Source organism: Winslowiella sp. 2C04, from assembly GCF_050037805.1.
In the GTDB taxonomy this organism is placed as follows: Bacteria; Pseudomonadota; Gammaproteobacteria; order Enterobacterales; family Enterobacteriaceae; genus Erwinia; species Erwinia toletana_A.
The window spans coordinates 2,691,622-2,708,215 of record NZ_CP188300.1 but is presented as its reverse complement, the minus strand read 5'-3'; the positions used below and the strand labels follow the sequence as shown (position 1 = coordinate 2,708,215).

The 16,594-nt window shown below is 48.6% G+C and carries 16 protein-coding genes; 12 read left to right on the top strand and 4 right to left on the bottom strand.

All coding sequences use genetic code 11. The annotated features are described in order from the left end of the window. The first annotated feature begins 128 nt into the window (after nt 1-128). Entirely contained in the window at nt 129-386 is a 258-nt protein-coding gene (locus ACP3TC_RS12080) for a biofilm development regulator YmgB/AriR family protein (RefSeq protein ID WP_313857156.1), read from the top strand. Nucleotides 387-402: 16 nt separating this feature from the next. On the opposite strand, the gene ACP3TC_RS12075 is transcribed toward ACP3TC_RS12080, so the two are convergent. Continuing rightward, a complete protein-coding gene (locus ACP3TC_RS12075) occupies nt 403-606 on the bottom strand; it encodes a hypothetical protein (protein WP_313857157.1) in 204 nt (67 codons plus the stop codon). Between the two features lie 363 nt (nt 607-969). Here ACP3TC_RS12075 and ycgZ point away from each other — a divergent pair, with 363 nt between their 5' ends. From ycgZ to ACP3TC_RS12060, 3 genes are all read left to right on the top strand, one after another. Then, nucleotides 970-1,215, top strand: a complete 246-nt coding sequence (ycgZ, locus tag ACP3TC_RS12070) for a regulatory protein YcgZ (protein WP_313857159.1) — start codon at nt 970-972, stop codon at nt 1,213-1,215. Between the two features lie 197 nt (nt 1,216-1,412). Continuing rightward, entirely contained in the window at nt 1,413-1,706 is a 294-nt protein-coding gene (locus ACP3TC_RS12065; RefSeq protein ID WP_313857160.1) for a hypothetical protein, read from the top strand. Nucleotides 1,707-1,921: 215 nt separating this feature from the next. After that, nucleotides 1,922-2,176, top strand: coding sequence for a biofilm/acid-resistance regulator YmgB/AriR (locus tag ACP3TC_RS12060; protein WP_313857162.1), 255 nt, complete (start codon nt 1,922-1,924; stop codon nt 2,174-2,176). A 108-nt stretch (nt 2,177-2,284) separates the two neighbouring features. Here ACP3TC_RS12060 and ACP3TC_RS12055 read toward each other — a convergent pair whose 3' ends face one another. After that, complete coding sequence (locus ACP3TC_RS12055; protein ID WP_313857163.1) at nt 2,285-4,315, bottom strand: choline transporter; 2,031 nt, start codon at nt 4,313-4,315, stop codon at nt 2,285-2,287. 518 nt (nt 4,316-4,833) lie between these two features. Between ACP3TC_RS12055 and ACP3TC_RS12050 the strand changes: the two genes are divergently transcribed. The 3 genes from ACP3TC_RS12050 to ACP3TC_RS12040 all read left to right on the top strand — a co-directional run bounded on the left by ACP3TC_RS12050 (nt 4,834) and on the right by ACP3TC_RS12040 (nt 6,705). Continuing rightward, entirely contained in the window at nt 4,834-5,484 is a 651-nt protein-coding gene (locus ACP3TC_RS12050; protein WP_313857688.1) for a DUF421 domain-containing protein, read from the top strand. A gap of 57 nt (nt 5,485-5,541) precedes the next feature. Next, nucleotides 5,542-5,943 carry a hypothetical protein gene (locus tag ACP3TC_RS12045; protein ID WP_426816528.1) on the top strand — a complete coding sequence of 134 codons (402 nt, stop codon included), beginning with the start codon at nt 5,542-5,544 and terminating at the stop codon, nt 5,941-5,943. 183 nt (nt 5,944-6,126) lie between these two features. Then, a complete protein-coding gene (locus tag ACP3TC_RS12040) occupies nt 6,127-6,705 on the top strand; it encodes a C40 family peptidase (RefSeq protein WP_426816527.1) in 579 nt (192 codons plus the stop codon). A gap of 25 nt (nt 6,706-6,730) precedes the next feature. Here the strand turns inward: ACP3TC_RS12040 and ACP3TC_RS12035 are convergent, their stop codons facing one another. Continuing rightward, nucleotides 6,731-7,627 carry a LysR family transcriptional regulator gene (locus ACP3TC_RS12035; protein ID WP_426816526.1) on the bottom strand — a complete coding sequence of 299 codons (897 nt, stop codon included), beginning with the start codon at nt 7,625-7,627 and terminating at the stop codon, nt 6,731-6,733. 94 nt (nt 7,628-7,721) lie between these two features. Here ACP3TC_RS12035 and ACP3TC_RS12030 point away from each other — a divergent pair, with 94 nt between their 5' ends. Beyond that, complete coding sequence (locus tag ACP3TC_RS12030; protein ID WP_426816525.1) at nt 7,722-9,014, top strand: MFS transporter; 1,293 nt, start codon at nt 7,722-7,724, stop codon at nt 9,012-9,014. Between the two features lie 280 nt (nt 9,015-9,294). Here the strand turns inward: ACP3TC_RS12030 and ACP3TC_RS12025 are convergent, their stop codons facing one another. After that, the gene (locus ACP3TC_RS12025; protein WP_426816524.1) at nt 9,295-10,161 is read right to left on the bottom strand and encodes an EamA family transporter; all 867 of its coding nucleotides are present in this window, start codon (nt 10,159-10,161) and stop codon (nt 9,295-9,297) included. A gap of 1,081 nt (nt 10,162-11,242) precedes the next feature. On the opposite strand from ACP3TC_RS12025, the gene ACP3TC_RS12020 reads away from it, so the two are divergent. The 4 genes from ACP3TC_RS12020 to stbD all read left to right on the top strand — a co-directional run bounded on the left by ACP3TC_RS12020 (nt 11,243) and on the right by stbD (nt 16,582). Then, on the top strand, nt 11,243-11,782 hold the full coding sequence (locus ACP3TC_RS12020; protein ID WP_390902506.1) for a fimbrial protein: 540 nt from the start codon (nt 11,243-11,245) through the stop codon (nt 11,780-11,782). 150 nt (nt 11,783-11,932) lie between these two features. Further along, complete coding sequence (locus ACP3TC_RS12015; RefSeq protein WP_426816523.1) at nt 11,933-12,685, top strand: fimbria/pilus periplasmic chaperone; 753 nt, start codon at nt 11,933-11,935, stop codon at nt 12,683-12,685. 61 nt (nt 12,686-12,746) lie between these two features. Beyond that, nucleotides 12,747-15,251 (top strand): fimbrial outer membrane usher protein, encoded by a 2,505-nt coding sequence (locus ACP3TC_RS12010; protein ID WP_426816522.1) that lies wholly within the window; start codon nt 12,747-12,749, stop codon nt 15,249-15,251. After that, a complete protein-coding gene (stbD, locus tag ACP3TC_RS12005; protein ID WP_313857174.1) occupies nt 15,248-16,582 on the top strand; it encodes a fimbrial usher protein StbD in 1,335 nt (444 codons plus the stop codon). Before ACP3TC_RS12010 ends, stbD begins: the two co-directional genes overlap by 4 nt. The last annotated feature ends 12 nt before the right edge of the window (nt 16,583-16,594 follow it).

Sequence of the window (16,594 nt, the reverse complement as noted above, 5' to 3'; positions counted from 1 at the left end):
TACAAAAATAAGATTGTTGTATAGATTTATTTCGTGTCAACACAGTATGTTGATTAACGATCCCTTTTAAAGTTGTACATCAGCGCCAGCTTTGCTGGCTGAGCAACTTAACTTTTGAGAGTTTGAATATGCATGCAAAAATTGCCGCGAAAGAATATAGCACAGAGACACAAATCACTGATTATTTTAAAAACACTGATGATCTTTACCAAAGCGAATATGCGGTTATTGATTCAATTTATCAGGAGCTGTTCAGCTTAAAAATCAACGTCAGAACCAGTGATGTGATTTTACACCTGATTGATAAGCTGGAGCGTGAAAAAGATGTGGTCCAGGCGGATATCTACCGTAAAGCCCTTGAGCTGGTGGTTTCTCAGGGGAAATGAATTATCCGGTTGCCGTTTAGCGCAGATCTTCGATTACGACACGCCTGGCTAACAGGTAGACTCGTTTTTGTTGTTCACTCGAGGCCTGCGCACCTTGCAGCTGCAGAATCAGGATGATATTACGCGGCTCGATGGCCTGACCGGATTTTATTAGCTGAAATACTGCTCTGCCAATGACTTCCAGGGCTAGCTGGCGATGGTTGAGATTACTGCCTTGCACTTTCCCTCCGGCTTATGGGTATGCATACAGTATATCACCAGATATTCATATGGACTATTTCCCCCGGTAATCTTTGTATTGCGGTCGCAGGATAACGCGACCAGCAGCAGATTAAATAACTGCACCTGGTGCAGGCAGAAAGCAAATTTGTATAATTTTTTTCCTGTTCATCGCCGATTGTTCCGCGGGATTATCCAATACAGGATGAGTTAACTCCATGTTATCGTTGAGTTAGCACTTTATGCATAAAAATCATTTCGGTAGTTAATCAGAATTCCTGTACATGTTTTACAAATCTGTATAACTTAGTCTCCCAGGCAGACTTGGGTGCTTATTGAACTTTACTCCTTTGAGGGCAGACACATGCGGCAGAATGGATTTAACCCTAAACCAGACCAGAACATTGCCCAATATTTTAATGAGGCCAGTTTACCGTCTCAGCAAGAGACGCTGGGTCTGATCGTTGTTGAGATTCTGCGTGCCGGTAAAAATATCAATCGCAAGGCAATTTGTGCAAAGTTACTTACCCGTCTGGAGCTGTGCAGTACCCAGGAGCAGGAAAGACATTATCAGGAACTTATTGGTATGCTGTTTGGCCGTGGAGACTGAGTAATACGCTGTTATGTTTTCAGAATTACTGTTGTGCCCACCCCGATTATTCAGCCCAAATATTCTGACAGGTCTGTGTTCGCCTGGAGTCTTTTCTCCGCCGGACCCGACCTGGAATCGCTTAAGCGAATCCCGCTCAAGTAACTGTCTCTGACCACCCAGGGGCGCGTAACTGATTCAGATTCAGAGAAGCTGTTATGAACAGAAGTGATGAAGAAAAATTAACCGATATTATGATGGGCGAAGCTGTACTTACGCTCATCCGTGCCGATGGTGTGATCAGCAACGCTGCTTTGATACATCAACTGCAATTAATGGCGAAAGCAGAAGTTGATGCGGTGAAACGTCGTGCCTGCCAACGCGCAATTCACGAAGTGAGAGCCAGCCAGCCCGACACTCAAAACCGTATGACGCATGAAATACGTGACAGAGACAACGTCGTGCATTTGTTTACCAGCGACGGACCCGCTGACGGTACAAAAAAACACTGAGCAGAAACGGAAATCTCATTCTATGCTTTTATCCGGGGTAAACCCTCTGATAGTCAGAGAGTTAACCCAAGATCGAAACAACTAATTTGTGTCGCGGGAGGGGTAGTCATGCTATCTCACCTGAAAGATGCTGCACAACAGCCGGATAGCGATTTAATGGCATATACGTTTTGCAGCCCGGCCGGATGAACTATTTAGAGTCTGAGGAATTACCCATGCAGCAGTCGTCTACTGAAAGTCAGCTTTCTGATTACATTGATAACGTCGGTGGAGAGCATTCAGCCGAAGCTGAGTTTATTGGTGCAGCTATAAAGGAAATTGTCGCTTCTGGAAATCACGTGACCAATAAAGCGGTTATCCTGAAGCTGATTGAAAAACTGGAAACCACGTCAGACCCGGTTACGCAAGATATCTATCGTGAAGCGCTGGAGCTTGTTGTGAGCCGTACACCTGACGATCCGATGTTCTAGTACGTTGCATCGACTGTTCCCCGTAATTCCCCCTTCCTGAAGAAATATACACTGTTAGTCACCTGAACAACGCAGGCCAGATAATAATCTGGCCTGCGGTAGGCTTATTTACACATTCGGGAAGGTGATATTGTTTCCCGGTGCTTCACGATGCAGGTGGATGAAGTTCAGGTGGCGTTCATACTGATCAAGAATATCAATAATCACCTGATCTTTACTGTAATCCATCAAATCATTGCCCTGACTGCCCTCAAGCAGGAAAGTCTCCAGACGGTAGTAGGTGGATTTACCGCTGCGTGCGCGGTAGGTAAAGCCCGGTACTGAATACTGCTGCGGCCAGACCTGATAAACAAAATCCTGCTCTTCACCCAGATTCACGCGTAATTCCAGGTGGCCCAGATTTTCATCATCAGCCGGTGGCATTTTCTCCAGCGTCACTTTTCCGCCGCGCAGCTCGAGTTCTTTAGCCACATCCTGCATGGCAGGTAACATCACGGTTTCCATCATCTGTTGGGTGTAGCGCGTGCCCGGATAATTCATTAAGCGAGAAAGACGTTTTTTCCAGCTCAGTCGATCCTGTCCGCTGACCAGATAAGGCGCAGTATCGCGATTCGCACTGACGCGTCGGTAGTCTTCTACTTTCAATGATTTATACAGTCCTGCCATCACAAAGAAGATCACAAAGCTAAACGGAAGCCCCATAATTACCGTGGCGTTCTGCAGTGCAGTAATGCCGTTGGTTGACAACATCCCCAGCGTCAGCACACCAATGGTGATCGACCAGAAGATACGCAACCAGTTAGGCGCATCGCTGTTGATATCTTTAAGCTTCGAGGTGAAATTACCCAGCACCAGCGAGCCGGAGTCGGCAGAGGTCACATAGAACAGCATACCGGTGATGGTAGCGACTGAGGCACTGAGTTTAAACGCCGGATATTGCGCCAGCAGGCTGTAAAAACCGCGTTCAGCATGCGACATCACTTCCTGTGCGAAACCGGCATTACCGTGGATGATCTCATACAGTGCGGCATTACCAAATACCGAGAGCCACAGCAGGGTAAAGGTAAAGGGTATGATCAGGGTGCCAAGCACAAATTCGCGGATGGTACGGCCGCGTGAGATACGCGCCAGGAACAGGCCAACAAACGGTGACCATGCCACCCACCAGGCCCAGAAAAACAGGGTCCAGCTGTTCATCCACGCAGTGGGGCGATCAAAAGCAAAGGTATTCAACGTCATACCCATAAAGCGATTAATATAGTCGCCAACGTTAAGCACCAGCGCGTTAAGCAGGAACTCCGTATTACCGGCGAACAGTACGAACAGGATTAGCCCCAATGCCAGTGCGACATTGAGTTCTGAAAGGATACGAATACCCTTATCAACACCGGAGGTGACGGAAATGGTCGCGATCACCACCGACAGGACTATTAGCGCAGTCTGTGCGCCTAATCCTTCGGGCACATCGAACAGCACTTTCAGACCGTAGTTTAGCTGCACTACACCGATGCCAAGCGTTGTGGCAATACCAAAAATGGTGCCGACTACCGCCGCGATATCCACCGTATGGCCAATCGGGCCATTAATGCGCTTACCAAAGATAGGGTAGAGCGCTGAACGGATGGTCAGGGGCAGGTTGTAACGGTAGCTGAAATAGCCGAGCGCAATGCCCATCAGAGCATACATCGACCAGCCGGTCAGACCGTAGTGGAACAGTGTCCATACCATTGCCTGACGCGCAGCTTCAAACGTCTCTCCTGCGCCTTCAGGCGGTTGCATATACTGGGTGACAGGTTCTGCGACCGAGAAGAACATCAGGTCGATACCGATACCCGCGGCGAACAGCATCGCGGCCCAGCTGAGCACGCTGAATTCCGGTTTTGACTGCTCCGGGCCGAGCTTTATCGAGCCAAAGCGCGAGCAGGCGACAAATAGCACGAAAACAATATAGACAGTCGCTGCTAACATGTAATACCAGCCAAATGTCGCTGATACCCAGTTAACCGCCTTCAGAATCCATCTGGCTGACAGATCGCTGTAAAAAATAGTCATTAAAGAAAACGCTAAAATCAGCCCGGCTGAGGTGTAAAACACCACAGGGTTGATTTTGTCTTTTTCTTCGGCAGGTGGATTGTTCATCAATTACCTCTGGTTAAGCTATTACAAATATCTCAGTGAATAAGACTGACACGGCATACAAAATCTGGAAATGGATATAACCCTTCAAATCATCCGTGTACTGGGTGTTTATCACAGTGGTTAACAGACAATAATCCTGGCACGCCGTTTCGTTTACGCCTGAAATTATTCACCCTTTCAGACTAACAGCTATGATGGTTATATTGAACGGTCAATATAAAAAACTTTAGCCGGTTGACTTTTTCGAGACTGATATAATTGGTGGCCAATGCCGCAGAATACGTGGCCTGATGCAATTATTTAATCAGCAGCAGCGGTAAGCTGGCGCGAGGAAATAAGCGCTCCGTTGCTTAATTTTTAACCACAAATTACGACTCATCGGGTAAAGCAATGCAGAGATGGACCGAATGTCTTATCATATCTATTCGCGCGGGAAGCTCATTTTTCGCGAATTATCCCGCGATTCCTCAGCTACCAGCAGTGCTGTTACCCGGATAGATCAGCAAGAGAGAGACACAGTGGAATACTATGGAATAGTTTTAGTAAAATTTATTATTGGTTTTTTTATTGTCATTCTTCATCTTAATCTGTCAGGTAAAACTCAGTTGTCCCAAATGACCCCGGTAGACTTTATTGGTAACTTTGTGCTGGGTGGGGTGATAGGTGGAGTGATATACAGTGATACTATCCCACTTTATCAGTACCTTATTGTATTGCTTATCGGCGTTAGCTTAATCTCGCTGCTTAATTCAGTGACCAAGCACATCAGCTTCTTTCGAATCGTTGCCATTGGAGAACCGATACCGATTATCAAAAAGGGTCGGTTTATGATGGAGAATATCCTTCAGAAACAGAACAAAATCGATATTCTGAATATCACCTCACAGCTTCATTCTCAGGGCGTTCACTCATTTCAAAGCGTGGCCTATGCCCAGATTGAGCCCAACGGTCAGCTGACGGTGATCTGTGACGAGGAAGTGATGCCTTCAGTGATTATTATGAAACAGGGAAAGGTAAGGAGTTATGCGCTACATTCGGTGGATAAAGATGAAGAGTGGCTCAGTGATGAAATAAATAAAAGAGCGATTCAGCAAGAAGAGATATTTATCGCCGAGTTCTGGGAAGGAAAAGTGATTTTTATCCTCAATGACGGCGAAGTTGTCCATTAAGCTGGCCTGACTGCCTCTGCACAGGTTCAGGCATTGTAGTTAAGAACTGGAGTCGTAATGCCATCAGAAAGAGAGTTAATTGCTCACCGCAGCGTGATTGAACTGCATCAGTGGATTGAAGCGGTTTTTACCGGCCGCGACGGTTCACCGTCCATGTTGGAGAAACTGCTCAGTAGCTTTAGCGCGTCGTTCAGCATGGTGACCATCAATGGTCAGCTTATTGGACTGAACGACGTTGAGGCGCTGTTCAGACGTAACACGGCTGCACGCCCGGGGTTGCGTATTGACATTGATGCTTGTGAAACGCTGGCCGTCACCGCGGAAAGTGTGGTGTGCCGCTATCGTGAAACGCATTATCATCAGGAGAGTGTCCTGGCGCGCTGGTCACTGGCAATCATTGATATTGATAACGGGCAGCCCGCCTGGCGCTATCTGCATGAAACGGCGATAGCGCCGTGATCAGGTGACGACAGAGCGACGGCGCTTTTCCGTTATCGGTGGAGCGCATAACAGCGCTGATAAATTAATGTCATTATCTGTAAATTTCAGTCATTTTATCAAATATCTTAGTGCTGGAGTTCGATGACTCCAGTATTTAAGATGCGTTCCCAGACAGCTAAACCCGACAAACTGGCGCAGGGAATGACAAATCTAAAAATCTTTAACCGTTTAATCGTATTGTCATTTCTGACGTTAGCCGGTTGTTCTTCTCATAAGCCTGCTGGCACACAGCAAACCCACAATCGCCCCTCATCTGACACCCTTAGTCGCAGCAAAAATACCGATCTTATTCCGGTTATTGCTGCACTTCACGACCAAATGCACTCATGGCAAGGCACGCCTTATCATTGGGGGGGAACCGAACTGACCGGCGTCGATTGTTCCGGATTTGTCTGGCGCACGCTTAAAGACCGGTTTAACCTTCCGATGGAGAGAGCGACCACCAGTCAGCTGATCCTGATGGGTAAAAGAATTGAACCCGCGCATCTGCAACCTGGTGATTTGGTTTTTTTCCGTATTCATCGCCAGATGCACGTTGGCTTTTATGATACCGACAAACATTTCCTTCACGCATCGGCCAGTAAAGGCGTGATGCGCTCTTCGCTGAATAACCCTTACTGGAAATCCGTTTTTCTCGAGGCCAGAAGGCTACCGAAAGAGAAGGGCGCGCAGATTTCCTTTAATTACGCCGATGATGAAAATAAGCTGGCCAACAATTAAGCTTATTGCGTGGGATTGCCGTTTTTTAATTGTGGTTCACAATTGAGTTGACCAGCTGATAAAAATTCTCGGCCGCCGGGGAAATATTCTGCTTATTCAGCGCGATTGAGAGCGTTATCGCTGCCGCGGGATGGCAGAGTCGACGATATTTCACTCCTTCCAGATGAAACTGGCGAGTAGATTCAGGAACCAGAGAGACCCCCAGCCCAGCTGACACCATCGCCAGTATTGAAACGATATGCGGTGCTGGCTGCTCTGATGCGGGGGTAAACCCGGCTTTTTCGCAGGCTCTGAGCGTGGCTTCACGCAGGCTGGTACCGAGGGTATCTGGCGTTAACACAAAACGATCCTGCTGCAAGGTTTTTAAATCCAGCCGGTCGCTTTGGCTGGCTTGCGGATGCTCAACCGGCAGAGCAGCAATCAGTGGTTCGTCGAATAATGAAAACAGCTGGATATTATCCGCAACACGCTGCGGCGCGCGCAATAAAGCAACATCGATTTGCCTGGCGGCTAATTGTTCCATCAGGGCGAGAGAATTTGCTTCATTAACATTCAGCTCTACCTCAGGCCACTGCGTCCGGAAACCGCGTATCGATTCGCGTGTCAGCTTATGTAGCGCCACGGTTCCGGTAAATCCCAGGGTCAGCGAGCCAGTTTCGCCACAGCCTGCGCGCGCAGCAGCAATTTTTGCCTGCGTCATCAAATCCGGAATATGTTTAACCGCCTCATAAAATGCCTTGCCGGCCTCGGTCAGCACTGCACCAGAGGAGGTGCGCTGAAACAGTTGGGCCCCAATCTCTCTTTCCAGATCGCGAATTTGCATGCTCAGAGGCGGTTGACCAATGCCTAGTTTCTCGGCGGCGCGGGTGAAATTGCTCTCTTCTCTGATCTGCAGAAAGTAGCGTATATGACGAATGTCCATATGTTTAATATATCTCAGATGCCTTTTCCATATATTGGATTAGTGGTTAACTAAAATCTACAATTTCGACTCATTCCGCGATCAGGAGCCAGTAATGTTGTCGAATCCCACCAAGGACGCCTGCAGTGAGGTTAATGGCGAAGTCAGACCGTTTTCTGCTGCAGAGCCGTTAGCGCAGAACGTTGCAGAGGGCGATCAAGGGATTGTGCGTGGTACAGCGGAATATCGTCGCGCGGGTTTGGCACTGTTTCTGCTTGGATTCGCCAGTTTTTCGTTGATCTATTGTGTGCAGCCGTTACTTCCGTCCTTCGCCAAAAGTTTTCATATCTCTCCGACACAAAGTTCTCTGGCCTTATCGCTGACTACCGGATTACTGGCAATATCTATTTTGTTATCCGGCGCCTTTTCGCAGGCGTGGGGACGGCGTGGCGTAATGTTTACTTCAATGGCGCTGGCGTCGTTGCTGAATCTGGTTGCCGCGTGGGTACCTGAATGGCATCAGTTGCTGATTGCCCGAGCGGCAGAAGGTGTTATTCTCGGCGGCGTACCGGCAGTTGCGATGGCGTGGCTGGCAGAAGAGATTCATCCCGCTCACCTTGGTAAAACCATGGGGTTGTACGTGGGCGGCACCGCCTTTGGCGCCATGATGGGCCGCGTGGGAATGGGGATGATGACAGAATTCTGGTCGTGGCAGGTCGCCATGGAGATTCTGGGTGTGCTCTGCTTGCTATCAGCGCTGGGATTTATCCTGCTGCTGCCTCAATCGCGTAATTTCAGCCGAAAACCCGGAATCAATCTCAGATATCATCTGCAAACCTGGGGGCAAAACCTTAAAAAACCGGGTTTGCTGAAAATTTATGGCATTGGATTTATCCTTACCAGTATTTTCGTCACGCTGTTTAACTATGCTGCGTTCCGTCTTTCCGCTGCGCCATTTAATTTTAACCAGACACAGGTCAGCATGATCTTCCTGGCCTTTGCCTTTGGTATTGTTGCTTCATCGCTGGCCGGAAACCTTGCGGATCGCTTCGGTAAGCGGCCTTTACTGCTGGTCGGTTTTGGCTTGATGTTTATCGGCGTATTACTGACCTTACCCAATATGCTTGGCGCGATTGTGGCCGGTATCATCCTGGTGACTTCCGGTTTCTTTATCAGCCATGCCGTTGCCAGCAGCTCAATTGGTCCATTGGCGGGCGCAACGCGAGGTCATGCCTCCTCACTATATTTGCTGTTTTACTATATGGGTTCCAGCTTAACGGGTTCCGCAGGGGGATGGTTATGGCAGCACGGTGGCTGGCATGCGATTACGCTGTTAACCGCATCGCTGGCGATAGTCGGGCTTTTATTGACCCTGACGTCGTCAAAAAGCATAAAATTGAAAGGTTGAACTGGCCGCAGGGATTCAGTAATTCGTTGCTGGCTCAGCCGAACTACAGCAGCTGTTTTTCGCTGGCAGATATTACGATCGGATCGACAAGCATCGGGGAGTGGCATTACTGGAAATGATGAAGAAGCATATTTACGACCGCAATTTGCTGGCCATTGCCGACCAGCCGGGCAGTTAAATGGCGAAGGGGGGCAATAGGGCGGTCATCGGTGTGATATAAATATGACCGGTTTATCCGAAAGTGATCCGGCAGTAATTTCTTGTCAATACTGCGTTTAATTCAGGCTGTAGCGCGACTGTTCAGCCAGATCTGCAGGAATGACGCGCCAGTGCCAATAATCAGCACTGATAAAAGTTGCAGCGTAAACTCGCCACCAAACAGCATCTCAAACATATAAGTAATAAGCGGTAACATACTCAGGCACATCATTGTTACCAGTGGGGAAGATCGCTGCATACCCAACTGCATAAAATACATCGGCAGAACGACACCAATCAGCACCAACCCTAAGTAACGTATTGCATCGCTAAACGCAATTTTTTCTGACGGGAACGTCATCAACAGGATAAGCGAAATCAGCCATGTCAGATGAAATCGCCACGCTAACACAACAACAGGCTTAATCCCGGCAGATTCTGCTTTTTCACTATTCCATGCCACCAGTGCAGCACCCAGAGCAGCAGCGATGGCCAGTAAAACACCTGAAACAGTATTGAAATCTATCACGCTGCCATTTTGCAGCCTGAGTGCAACAACGCCGCAGATCAGAATAAGCAGTGAAGTCATAATCGCTGACCAGCTCACGGATTTTTTATAAATCAGTAAAGAAAGCATCACTATCCAGATCGGACCTGCGGCAGCTTCAACTAACGCAGAGATGGAAGCGGGAATTAGGGATATTGAGACGTAAAACGCCACAAAAGCCAGCGCAGTACTGATATTTAATCCGATCAGGCAAGGGATGTGTTCTTTTTTAACTGTTAACTTTCTTATCCGCATCAATATAAAGTAGACGACACTACACGCGATAAAAGCCATCATGACAAAAAATAAGATGGCAGACGTCCCCATATTTCGGGTCATGAAGCCATAGGCATAGGACTGTAACAGAACAGACAAAATAATTGAGAGTGTATATTTATTCATCAGCTTTTATTCCCTAAAGTCAACAGTTTAAAGTCCATTTTTTTGGAGTGCTGAATTTGCCTGAATGAGTTAAATTATTGAAATTTGATAAAATACGTCACATGTTTTCAAGTTGGCAGACTGCTCTACAGAGATTTAATAAGCTCAGCAATCCTGATGAGCAACTCATTGAGGTTTATCCTTGTTTAACTCTTGTAATATGGCTTATATTCTCAAGAACATTACAGTACAACATTGCATAAATGATTATCAATTCAAATGTTGCTGTTTGTACATTTCCAGCTAAAGCAGCGGGGGATGACTGCTGGTATAGCATTATCTTGAAAAGTTACACTGAGCTGTAACAGTCAGCAACCGTTATTTCAGAAAATGGATTTCTCCGAGATCTGGTATGTCGCAGCTCAAAGGTTTAACCACTACTCCAGCTTAAACCGCAAAATGAGATGCTTTATTCATAAGATATTTTTTATAGCGTACATGCATAATTTCTGCAATGTAATGTGAAAGTGTCTGGAGTCAAGATTAATAAGAGAATCAATAGCGGCTCGCTATCATTCAAGTTATAACGCTTACTGATGCGTGAGTAGAAATAACGCTCTATCTATCTTAAGGTGCATTATGGTTTTAATAATCTCTTTTGAAATTTGCTATTTATAACGGGGATGTGATTATTATCTTTTATGCTGGATGTTTCTGATTGATGATTAAAATTAATGGCGTGATCCAGGAAGGGTTATCATCAGTAAACTAAAATTCATTTTTATTATCCGGATGTATTATGTTAATAATTATGCGTGCTTTGTAGTGTTGTTGTTTATTTACTTGTGATTAATTGTTGATATTTTGATCTTTACATTATCCGGTGTGATTTATACATAATCATTAAACTTCTATATAGGAATATTCGTATTATTATTTCCAACGAGTAATGCTAAGGCATAATAATCAGCAGTTAAGTTGCCTGAAAAACTCACAGTGAAGTGACATGTTTTACAGCTATTAAATCATCAATGTATTTACTCGTTACATGATTATCGCATATTGCGGTAGATATTCTGATTAATGACAGAAGGGTAAAGAAATGATGCTGAAAAAGTATTCTGTAGCATGTGGAGCACTGGCTTCGTTAGCTGTACTGCCTGGATTAGCATTTGCTTCCAGTAATACCATCTCGTTTCAGGGTGAAGTCGCCGCTCAAACCTGTGGCATTTCAATTAATGGCGTTGACACCTCGCCCGTGGTTTTGTTGCCAACGGTGAGCACCGCGCAGCTGGATACTTCCGGTAAAAGTGCCGGAGCAACCACTTTTGAAGTGGGTGTCAGTGGCTGTACCGGTAGTGCGGAGGGGATGAGCTTTTCTACCGTGTTTGTCGGTAATCAGGTCACCAGCGCGGGCAATCTGGGCAATACCGGAACGGCGGGAAATGTAGAGCTGCAAATTGTCGATTCAACCGGTGGCAACATCAACTTTACCAACGGCTTTACCGGAAATCGCGACCTGGTGCTGGGCGCTAACCAGACCAGCGCAAGCTCAACCTACACCGCGCAGTACTTTTCAACCGGAGTTGCAACACCCGGCAGCGTGATGGCGACCATGCAGTACGCGATATCCTATCTGTAAATCCAGAGGGTCTGTTTCAGACCCTTTTTTACCGTACGACCTGCCAGAAAGCTGACCAGTTTGTTTAAATTTCCGGATGTTTCTTAATCCTTCACTTATAATTGTCATACGCCAATATATATGCTTGCTTCTGCTCAACAGGGAATGCGTATGACTTATCGTAATTCGTTGTTTTTGTTATTTTATAGCGCATTTTTTGCGTTTGTCAGCATGGCGAGTGTTTCCGCCTGGGCCAACGTTACGATGACCGGCACCCGGATTATTTATCGCAGCGATGCACGATCTGTCGACGTCAATCTGGCCAATCAGAGTAATTTTCCCTTTGTGATTCAAAGCTGGTTTGACGAAGGCAATATCAATGATGGCCCGGAAAGCAAACGAAATATCCCTTTTGTTGCCTCGCCCGCGTCATTTCGCATCCAGGCTAAGGCCGGTCAGGTAGTGCGGATTTCTCACACCAATTCCCGTCAGTTGCCGCAGGATCGCGAATCCGTGTTCTGGTTTAACTTCCAACAAATTCCTCCTTCCAACATTGCTGGCGCAGCAGCCGAAGGCCAGAATAAAATGCTGGTGGTTTTGCGAAATCGGGTGAAATTATTTTATCGACCATCGCGGTTGGGCAATCCACCCTCAAATATTTTCCCCACCATCAAGGTTGCGCCGGCACGGGATGGACAACGCAGCGGTGTGGTCATCACCAATACGCTACCGTTTTATCTGAACCTCGGCCGCATTCAACTGAATGCCACAGGTGTTGCACTGCAGGCGACAGCCGATATGGTGCCACCTTTAAGCAGCCGCACCTTCTGGTTTAATCGTGCCGCACCTGCCGGTAAAAATACTATCAGGCTGACAGTAATCAACGATCAGGGAGCGAGAATTAGTGGGGATTTCCCGTTATAAACGGTCCGTTCATCGTTTAACGCATGTCGCGACGTCAATAATTCTGGCTGTGGGAAGTGGGTTGCCGTCAGTGCAAGCCGAAGATTATTACTTCGATCCGGCTTTATTAAAAGGCGCGTCATACGGGCAGGATCTGGCGCGATTTAATCAGCATGATGTCTCTGCTGAGCCAGGTGAGCACACGCTCGACGTCTATGTAAACAGCCAACTGATTGCTACTGCTGAGCCGATATTATTTAAAGCCGATGAGGGTGGCAAGGGGGTGGCCTGTCTGTCGCCTGAACTGATGCAGAAAACAGCGATTCGGTTAAAAGGCAGTGCAGCGCGCCAGCCGGGCGATTGTTTGTTGCTGTCAGAAACCGGTCAGACCGTCTCTGAAGAGCTTGATATGAGCGCACTGCGCCTTAACCTGCTGGTGCCGCAGCAGGCACTGTCGCGCACGCCGCGCGGATTTATTCCGGTTTCTGAATGGGACAGCGGCATTCCGGCGCTTTTTTTCCGCCACAATACTAACTATTCCCGCACTGAAAATACCCACAGTAATTATCAATACGGCTACTTGTGGAGCTCGCTCAATGCCGGTACTAACGTTGGGCTCTGGCAATTGCGCCACCAGGGCAACCTGCGTTACTACGAAAGTAATCTAACCGGCAGTGATTATAAATATAATTCAGTGCGCAGCTGGGTTGATCGCCCGATTCCGGCTATCGAGAGCATTCTGTCGTTGGGAGAGAATTATACCAGCAACAGTCTGTTTGGCAGCTTGTCCTTTAACGGTGTCAAATTGGGCAGTGATACACGCATGTGGCCGCAAAGTCGACGCGGATATGCACCAGAAGTGCGTGGCGTGGCGGGCACCTCAGCGCATGTAGTGGTGCGCCAGCTCGGGCAAATTATTTACGAAACTGACGTGCCGCCGGGGGCTTTTGTCATCCGCGATTTGTACAACACGCGCGATCAGGGCGACCTGCAGGTGGAGGTGATCGAAGCCGGCGGACGCGTTTCTACCTTCACCGTTCCTTATGCTTCGGTGCCGGACTCTGTACGGCCGGGTAACTGGCGATATGAGCTGGCAATGGGAAAAGTGCGTAATTACTCCTCGGTGGATAATCAGTTTGCCGAGGGGATTGTCCAGCATGGCGTCAACAATTCTCTGACGTTAAATGGCGGTGTCCGCGTCGCCGACGACTATTTTGCCGGTTTATTGGGATCGGTTATCAGCACCCGCTTTGGCGCGCTAGGGCTGAATGCCACCTGGTCTCATGCTGAAGTGTTCGAACAGAGCGAGACGGGCTGGCGCAGTGAGTTGAGTTATAGCCGGACATTCGCCACCGGAACCAGCGTGGTGCTGGCCGCGTGGCGCTATTCCACCGCCGGATTTCGCGATTTACCGGATGTCCTCGGCCAGCGCCATCAGTATCAGGATGGCGTCATTTATTCTTCCGACAACCTGAATCAAAAAAATCGTTTTTCCGCCACTGTCAATCAGTCGATGGATGACTGGGGAATGCTAAATCTCTCCGCCAGCACCAGCGACTACTACGGCGATTCGTCACGCGTAACGCAGCTGCAACTGGGTTACAGCAATAGCTGGCAAAGCATCAGTTACAACCTTAACGTATCGCGTCAGCGAACCGTACTGGACAGAGGGCGCTTTTTCGCCAGCGTCAATGATGCTGATTATGACACCAGCGGACAGCAACGCGTGACGGAAACACTGGTTTCAATTGGGATTTCGGTGCCGTTTGATTTTGGTAAATCAACTGCTATCGCCTCGCTGGATATGACCCGAACCCGGGATTCACGTTCGGGCACCTTGAATATTGCTGGTGCATCAGGTGATAACAGCCAACTGACCTGGTCAGCGTATACCGGCCTGGAAGATTATCGGCAGGGGGGTAATGCGATGACCGCTGGCGGCAGCGTTCAGCAAGCAACCTCTCTCGGCGCGGTGCGGGCCTCTGCCGGCAAGGGCGAAGGCTATCGCCAGTATGGCGTGGGCGCATCGAGCACGCTGGTGCTACATCAGGGTGGCGTGACTATGGGCCCTTACGCCAGCGATACTTTTGCGCTGGTTAATGCCCCTGGCGCAGAGGGCGCACAGATTCGTAACGGACAGGGCGCAACGATAAATCGTTTTGGTTACGCAATTCTGCCGTCAATGACGCCGTACCAGTACAACACCATTGCACTGGATTCCAGCAAAATGAATGATGAAACCGAACTGCAGGGCGGCAGCCAGAGAGTTGTGCCTTATGCCGGTGCAATAGCAAGAGTGAATTTTACTACGCTACAGGGGAGAGCAATATTAATCGCCACCGAATTGAGTGATGGCAGCTATCCGCCGATGGGAGCCGATGTGCTGGATAGCGCCGGTAACAGTTTGGGAATGGTCGGGCAGGGTGGTCAAATCTATGCGCGTATTGCCGATCCACGCGGTAGTCTGAAAGTAAAATGGGGACCCTTAATGACCGAGCAGTGCGAAGTACAGTACGTCTTGCCACCGCGTGGCAGCGATCCCTTTACCCATTTACAGCTGCCTTGTCAGATGCGGGAGGGATTATGAATTTGCGTATCGGCCTCTCACTGCTTGCCCTTTCACTATTGAGCCAGACGGTGAACGCCGCCTGTAGCCGGGTAACCAGCAGCGCAACACTTTCTCAGGCAGCCATTGACGCTGGCTATACGGCGGCCAGTTGGACCGGCGCCTGTGATACCTGTAATGCTAAAAACATCGGCATACCTGGCGTTATCAGCCTGAGCAACGGTACTTTTCAGTCTTCCGGTACGCTACTGGCCAGCTCGTCGATGAGTTTTCTCAGTCAGGGGGCGGCGACCGCCTATTCGGCAAATCAAATTCTTTTCCGCTGTGCTGTCGCTGATGCGGACAGCCTGTATGAGATGTATGCCACCAATGGCGATAACACTTATACCGGCATGTATGCGGCGAGTGAAATCGACGGCGCGTATTACAGTTACATGCGCAACGTCGCGGTTCGGCTCACCAACCTGAGAACCGGAGCTTACTTCTCACGTTACTGGCAAGGTCGCAAGTTAACCGAGGATGACTGGTTCTCTGATGGTACTTGGATCTACGTTCCCGCCAGTGCTTTTAGCGACGTGTTGATGGAGATTTTCCGCATCGACAGCACCACCTGGTTTGCCAACGCGGCAAATCGTTATACCTACACTTATTCGCAACCTCATGGTTACAGCATCTTTAAAGGCCCTGGTCTCAGTACCAACGTGACTGAAGGTGCTGATTCAGCCAGCTACTGGGATGGTTTTTACAGTGCGTGGCCAGGTTCATGGAGCCTCTACGCGGCAGGTGTCACCTTCGTGCGAGGGGCAACCTGTCGGGTCAACGACTTTCCTAATACGGTGATCCTGCCGACTATTACGGCAACGGAGCTGAGCCAGGGCGGCGCGAGCCAGACAGGCTTCAACGTTACCATTGAGTGTGAGACCGGTGCGGTGTCCAGCACCAGCGTGTCGACCACCAGTTCGGCAAACGTATCAATGGGATTTTTGGTCAATCAGCCTAAAGCCGTAGCCGCAGCAACCTCATTAGGATTAGTGACCAGCGGCGGTGGTTTGACCTGGCTACTGGATAACAATTACGGTGCGGGCGCGGGTGAAGCCTCTGGCGTCGGGATTCGTATTTACAAAAGCGACGGCAGCGCGTTGAATTTATTGCCCAATCTTACTGCCAGTTCCTACGGACAGGGCAATCCGCGCGGATGGTATGCATTCAGGGATTTAACTACGCTGGTGTCCAGCGGCAGCACGGAAATTTATGCGGGGGATTTCACCGCCTCGCTGGAAGCGATAAATCAACAGCCGATCACGGCGGGAACAGTGAATGCGCAATTACAGATTATGGTCAGTTTTCAGTAGCAAATCGCGAAT